Consider the following 6,389-nt stretch of genomic DNA (forward strand, 5'->3'; position numbering starts at 1 on the left):
CTTTTTAACTATGCAAGTATTTGTTTGTTTATTTTTGAAACAATCGGATTTTACTCTCTGAGTTATTGGAAAAAGTCGGCATGTCGACCGCTATCGTGGTCACTTGATGGGGGTGTGACGGGATATGAGCATGAGTTTTGCAATGGATATATTTTTCATTATATATATTTGTCAATATTCTGAATTGATTTTGTTACTTACTGAAAAACTCTTTCTTTATCGTTTAATATATATATTGACTGAATATTTTGATATGAAAAAGGAGTAAACATTATGGGATATCTTTAAGGAAATAGATTATAAAATCGAATATATTTGTTTAGCTGTAGGATGTCTCTGATAAATAATAACGTTTTAGTGATAGAATTTCAAATAAGATATTTATCTTCGCTATCCAAATCTAAATACAGAAAATCATTTAAAATGAAGAGAAGAATGTTTCTTAAATCATCACTATTAATGACTTCAGGATTAGGTTTTGATACTTATGTGAGAGAAGAGGTCAGAGAGGAGAGAGTGCAGGTTAAAAAGCCACACGTTATCCTGATCATGACTGATCAGCATCGTGGAGATGCTCTCGGCTGTATGGGAAATTCCGCTGTCATATCTCCGAATCTTGATCGTTTGGCGAAAGAGGGAACTTTGTTTGTAAATGGATATTCTGCTTCTCCAAGCAGTACACCTGCTCGTGCCGGACTCTTGACTGGCATGTCGCCTTGGCATCATGGCATGCTGGGGTATGGTCGAGTTGCAGAAAAGTATACGTACGAGATGCCGCAAATGTTACGTAATCTCGGGTATTATACATTTGGTGTTGGAAAAATGCACTGGTTTCCACAAAAGGCTCTTCATGGCTTTCATACAACATTGATTGATGAGAGTGGACGTGTCGAATCGAAAGATTTTATCAGTGATTATCGGGAATGGTTTCAGCTTCATGCGCCAGGTGAGAATCCCGATTTGACAGGCATTGATTGGAATGCTCATGGGGCAGGTATCTATAAATTGCCGGAGAAGTTGCATCCGACGGCATGGACGGGTCAGACTGCTTGCGAATTGATTCGAAATTATAATTGTGATAAACCCCTTTTTTTGAAAGTTTCATTTGCACGTCCTCATAGTCCTTATGATCCTCCCAAGCGTTATCTGGATATGTATAAGGATGCCGATATACCCAAGCCGTCTGTCGGTGATTGGTGTGGCAAATATGCCGAACGTCTGGATCCGGAAAAAGTGGCTCCAGATGCTCCTTTCGGTAATTTTGGGGATGAATATGCTGTCAAATCCCGCAGGTATTATTACGCGAACATTACCTTTATTGACGACCAGATCGGAGAGATTATTGCGGTGTTGAAAGAAAGAGGAATGTATGACAATGCGATAATTTGTTTTACGGCCGATCATGGAGATATGTTAGGCGATCATTATCATTGGCGAAAGACATACCCTTATGAAGGTTCGACCCATATCCCTTATATTGTGAAGTGGCCTGCCGGAATGTACAAAAAGGTTCCTTTGGGAGCAAGGATCGAACAGCCAGTCGAACTTCGCGACTTTTTGCCTACCTTTATCGAGTTAGCTGGTGGAGCTGTACCTCCTGATATGGATGGCAAATCTTTGTTGAAGCTGGTTCAGGGCCAGGAAAGTGAATGGCGTAAATATCTGGATATGGAACATGCCACTTGCTATAGTCAGGATAATTACTGGTGTGCATTGACAGATGGTAAGATCAAATATGTTTGGAATTTTCATACCGGAAAAGAAGAATTGTTTGATCTCCGGAAAGATCCGAACGAATTGGTGGAATGTTCCGGCAAGCCGGCTTATGCTACCCAGCTTAAGGAAATGCGCCAGGCAATGGTCGATCATCTGGCAGAGCGCGACGAAACTTTCGTGAAAGATGGAAAATTGGTGGTACGGGAGACAACAATGCTTTATAGCCCTAATTATCCTCAAACAAAATGATTCGTATAAATTCTTTAAACTGTGTATGCTATGATAAGAAAATGGAAACTCCTGCTTGTTGGAGTGAGTTGTGTAATGGGTACAGCTATGGCACAAAATAATCCTATTTTGCTGTTTCCGAAAGGTGCACCGGGCGAAACAACCAAGTTGATTGAAAAGGCAGATGCTGACGGTGGGAAGACCGGAGGCGAGACGGTTCTTCGTATCACGAATGTAAGTGAACCGACAATTACCGTCTATCCGGCCCCCGACGAAGTGGCGACAGGTGCTGCCGTTGTGGTTTGTCCGGGTGGTGGCTATAATATCTTGGCTTATGACTTGGAAGGTGATGAAGTTTGTGAGTGGTTGAATAACTTGGGAGTTACTGCCGTTTTGTTGAAATACCGGGTTCCTCGCCGCGAGGGCCGTGCGAAACATGAAGCTCCTTTGCAGGACGTGCAGCGTGCGATCGGATATGTCCGGACTCATGCGGAAGAAATGAACCTGGATCCTCAGCGGATCGGAGTAATGGGATTCTCTGCCGGCGGGCATCTTTCGGCGATGGCAAGCAACAATTTCGATAAACGTACTTATCCGGCCGTGGATGCGGCAGATAAGGCAAGTTGCCGTCCGGACTTCTGCCTCTTGGTTTATCCTGCCTATCTGGATGGTGAAAATTTTCAGTTGGCTCCGGAGGTCAAAGTATCTTCTGCCACTCCCCCTACAATGATGATTCAAGCAGAAGACGATAAATCTTATATCAACAGTAGCCTTTTCTACTATTATGCTTTGAAAGAAGCCGGTGTGCCTGCATGGATGCATCTATACAGTAAAGGCGGTCATGGTTATGGCCTGAGAGATACGGGTGCAGCTGTAAATGAATGGCCTGACAGGGCTGAAGACTGGTTTCGCGAAATCGGTGTGATAGAATAAAAAACTAAATAGAGTACAAAGATTTTCGATTTTTCTGTATCTTTGTACTCACAAATCATGGGGATGACCGGTTTAGACAGCGGGTAGAAGTGGTTTGTAAGCATGTAGTGCGTGGTCGGCTTGCACTTAAATCTCAGACGGCGAACAATTAACTGGCGAAAACAATTACGCTCTCGCTGCTTAATCGAAGTACAGTAGATTCAAGCTTAATCCCTGCAAAAGTTGCGGGGACGTGACATCACCCGGATGCTGTGGCTCCGAAGCGTTCCGATCAGGTGGTGCAGCAATATCGGAGATAGTTTGGAGTAAGCCTCGGGCTCCAAGTGAAATTTTAGAGGATAAGGTTCAAGTGGGTGGCTTCGGTCTTGCTTGCACTCGACAATCGAAGGCGAAGATAAACATGTAGAAAGCAGATTAATTCCTCGTTTGGACGAGAGTTCGAATCTCTCCATCTCCACAGAAAAGGCTAGCAGTTTCGACTGCAGGCCTTTTTTGTGATCAATCTTTATCGATTAATAGGATTCCTTCAGGATCGATATTGATTATCTTTTGTTTGTAAAGAGCCCCGATTGCCTGTTTGAATGCTTTTTTGCTGCAGCGAAATAGAGAGTAAATAGGTTCGGTTCACTGGCTGCATATCTTCCTTGAGCTTTGAGCGAATCCAGAATTATCTTGGCAACACTTTCTGCCTTTTGATATCCTAAGGGGGGTAAGGCTGACATCTATATTTTCGTATTCTCTGACTTCTTTGATGTACCCTTTTTAATGTTCCCCTTTTCCCAAGCGTTGAAAAACATCTGGTAGCTCAGAGTATTCGTCCGAAATAAGTCGCTTCTTTCTCTGTTTGTCCGTAAGCATAGATGTCAAATGAAAATAATAGAAGGAACTCTGTATGTCCTTATGCCTCATGCTTCTTGATAGAGAGCTATTTGCAGCTGAACTCAAAATCATGTTTCTCCCACTGCGTGATACTTGTGGTGGCATAATGATGACGAAAGTCATAAGGACATACTGATTCCGGACTTATACGTAGTTACAAATTTTTGTGTAGCATAGTAAAATGGTCATATCAGTCTTACAACGGCTACGAAAATAGGACAAAGATTCCATATAGGAATAGTACGGTATCGATGGGGGGTACCCTTTTGGGTGTACGGCTTACCCAGATCTATTACACTTGCATTAGTTCTGTGGGTGTGGGATAATGAGAGCGGATATAATCCTCCGATCTCTTTTTTGATTGAAGATCTTGGATAAAATCCCAGCAACCGTACCCAAAGGCCTGTTTATTGGTTTCTGCTGACGAGGGATAGGACCTTCTAATTTGGTGGTAGACTTTTTCACTATTAGGTAATCGAATAGCTCATTACTGCTATAAACATTCATTGGAAAAGACAGAGTCTCTTTAGTCTTAGATTGAATCAGGTTTACAACCTCGTTTTTCCCAGGTGATCAATTAGCATTTGGAAATTGGATTTTAGATAAGGATTATTCATAGGCTGAAAATTTTGATTAATATCAACCTATAGGTTATAAATGTTATCCAAACTCTAAATTCATAATTAACATCTTATCAAGTGATTGCAATATGAAGTTGGGATAACATTTATTGTTGCTGCCACCAGTGAATTTGCCAGAATTCATCATATTTTTGTTCGTGAGGCAAATAATTATCTGATACGCTTTAATGGTATTGACTTTCTTACAGAACATTATGATGCAGAGCATTTGTTTTCATTTGATGATACTATTCAGGAGCTTACGCAAGTTTGTCTAAATAATGGAGGGGGCATTCAATGAAACCATATTACGGTTCTAATACTATAATTGAACAGATAGACTTGTCAAGGTGTAAACCTTACAAGGACTTCAGACAAGGGTTCTATCTGGCAGAGATTAGAGAACAGGTAGAACAAATGGTAAATATAATATTTTAGCTATTTAATTGATAATAAAATAGTTATCATATCATTTACAAAAATAGGTAACGGTTTAGAAACGAGTGAAATTCAACCGATTGTTTTATTTTGCATACATTCAAAGAACATTTTTGTAACGCAAATATAAGATTTACTGCTGAAAAAAGCAATATTACAGGCTTTTACTATCCCAAAATATCGGTCAAGGGAGTCGGCTTTCACGTTCCCCCCCAACTATAACCTTCCATCCGTCAGATAAAACCGTGTCTTCGTCACTTTTCAAACAAGTTATTCAATTCATATTTTAACCAATAAACTTTCTATATTCATTCAAATGAAGTTATCATACCCAATAACCTCGTTCCATTGTTTCTATTTTTATTAAAATATTTTGTGTAAATGGAAAATACGGGATTTAAAGTGAGTTCCGTATTTTTTATTTTATACATTTACCGAATGAAGAAGATTATGAAAGAAAAGAATCAAGTAGTGCCTAATGAGGTATTAAGAAAGGAGTTCCTTAGCCAGTTCAAAACAGAAGCCGATGTGAGCAAGTTTCTGAAGCAGTTGCATGCCCAAGTATTGGAAAAGATGCTTGAAGGCGAAATGGATGCCCATTTGGGTTATGAAAAGAATTCTGAGGCAGGAAACAACACTGGCAACTCCCGGAATGGCAGTTATCCGAAGAAAATCCAAACCGAACGTGGAGAATCTGTCATTTCCATTCCGTGTGACCGTAACGGCCAGTTTGAACCGATAGCAGTCCCCAAACATGAAAGTCATGGACTTTCTATAGAGGGACATTTATTAAATATTATATCAGCCAACTGATTTATATACAAGATGTTGCGGATTGGTTGGCTTTTTGTGTCTTTAGGTATTCCCCCGAAAACAAGGTTTGACGGCCCAAACAGGGGAAATTCCCCAACTAAGATATGGCTAAGATAGCAAAAATTTCAGAAATTCACCCTACTTTGGGCTTTACAGAATTTGATATTCTGGAAAAATACCGCAAGAGTTTTCATGAGAGTGGGCTTGGCAGGCTTCATTCGTTGTTTCTGTTTGAGTGTATGGCAAAAGCCGCAGGCCTGTCTGAACAACGTTTGGGCCGCAGGAACATATTCAGTCCTTCCGCAAAGATCGCCCTTATGGTCCTGAAGGCATACACCGGATTCTCCGACAGGCAACTGGTGGAACATCTGAACGGGAACATGCACTACCAGATTTTTTGTGGAATCTTCTTGAAAAACTCTTCAGTCAAAGGGATGGGATCCATAGCGAGTACGGTGCTTTACTCCGATATACACAGGATTACCAGAAGCGTCTTTCCATCATCAGAAAGGAGCTTGTATAGGAAAAGGAAATGTTTGAAGGGCGGAAAGTCAGTGACCGCATCGTCAGCATTGACCGTTATTATGTATGTCCCATCGTCAGAGGCAAGGAAACCAAGTCCGTCAAGTTCGGTGCAAAGGTCAATAATATACAGATAGACGGCATATCGTTCATTGAGCACCTCTCGTTCAAGGCATTCAATGAGTGTATACGCTTGAAGGACTGTATCCGTATGCAGCAGAAGCTGATGAATGTAAGGGT

The 6,389-nt window shown here is 41.0% G+C and carries 4 protein-coding genes, 1 other RNA gene and 3 pseudogenes; 7 read left to right on the forward strand and 1 reads right to left on the reverse strand.

Features of this window, described 5'->3' with window-relative positions:
• Positions 1 to 459 precede the first annotated feature (459 nt).
• From KTG12_RS20680 to ssrA, 3 genes are all read left to right on the forward strand, one after another.
• Positions 460 to 1,965, forward strand: a complete 1,506-nt coding sequence (locus KTG12_RS20680) for an arylsulfatase (RefSeq protein ID WP_022321580.1) — start codon at positions 460 to 462, stop codon at positions 1,963 to 1,965.
• Between the two features lie 30 nt (positions 1,966 to 1,995).
• On the forward strand, positions 1,996 to 2,877 hold the full coding sequence (locus tag KTG12_RS20685; protein ID WP_005641623.1) for an alpha/beta hydrolase: 882 nt from the start codon (positions 1,996 to 1,998) through the stop codon (positions 2,875 to 2,877).
• Positions 2,878 to 2,936: 59 nt separating this feature from the next.
• Positions 2,937 to 3,337: a transfer-messenger RNA gene (gene ssrA, locus KTG12_RS20690) on the forward strand.
• 38 nt (positions 3,338 to 3,375) lie between these two features.
• Here the strand turns inward: ssrA and KTG12_RS22390 are convergent.
• Positions 3,376 to 3,675: pseudogene (locus KTG12_RS22390) on the reverse strand (GntR family transcriptional regulator); the annotation flags it as partial.
• Between the two features lie 783 nt (positions 3,676 to 4,458).
• Here KTG12_RS22390 and KTG12_RS20700 point away from each other — a divergent pair.
• The 4 genes and pseudogenes from KTG12_RS20700 to KTG12_RS22020 all read left to right on the forward strand — a co-directional run.
• Entirely contained in the window at positions 4,459 to 4,677 is a 219-nt protein-coding gene (locus KTG12_RS20700) for a DUF3791 domain-containing protein (RefSeq protein ID WP_005641618.1), read from the forward strand.
• Entirely contained in the window at positions 4,674 to 4,814 is a 141-nt protein-coding gene (locus tag KTG12_RS20705) for a DUF3990 domain-containing protein (protein WP_005641616.1), read from the forward strand. The genes KTG12_RS20700 and KTG12_RS20705 overlap by 4 nt, the downstream gene beginning before the upstream one ends.
• A gap of 438 nt (positions 4,815 to 5,252) precedes the next feature.
• Positions 5,253 to 5,612: pseudogene (locus tag KTG12_RS20710) on the forward strand (transposase); the annotation flags it as partial.
• A gap of 119 nt (positions 5,613 to 5,731) precedes the next feature.
• Positions 5,732 to 6,389, forward strand: a pseudogene (locus KTG12_RS22020) (transposase); the annotation flags it as partial.

Source organism: Parabacteroides sp. MSK.9.14, assembly GCF_019041495.1.
GTDB lineage: Bacteria > Bacteroidota > Bacteroidia > Bacteroidales > Tannerellaceae > Parabacteroides > Parabacteroides merdae.

What these genes read in the sequence shown, in the direction of transcription:
- KTG12_RS20705 (WP_005641616.1), top strand. Translation starts at nt 4,674, where the DNA reads ATGAAACCATATTACGGTTCTAATACTATAATTGAACAGATAGACTTG.
- KTG12_RS20680 (WP_022321580.1), top strand. Translation starts at nt 460, where the DNA reads ATGACTTCAGGATTAGGTTTTGATACTTATGTGAGAGAAGAGGTCAGA.
- KTG12_RS20685 (WP_005641623.1), top strand. Translation starts at nt 1,996, where the DNA reads ATGATAAGAAAATGGAAACTCCTGCTTGTTGGAGTGAGTTGTGTAATG.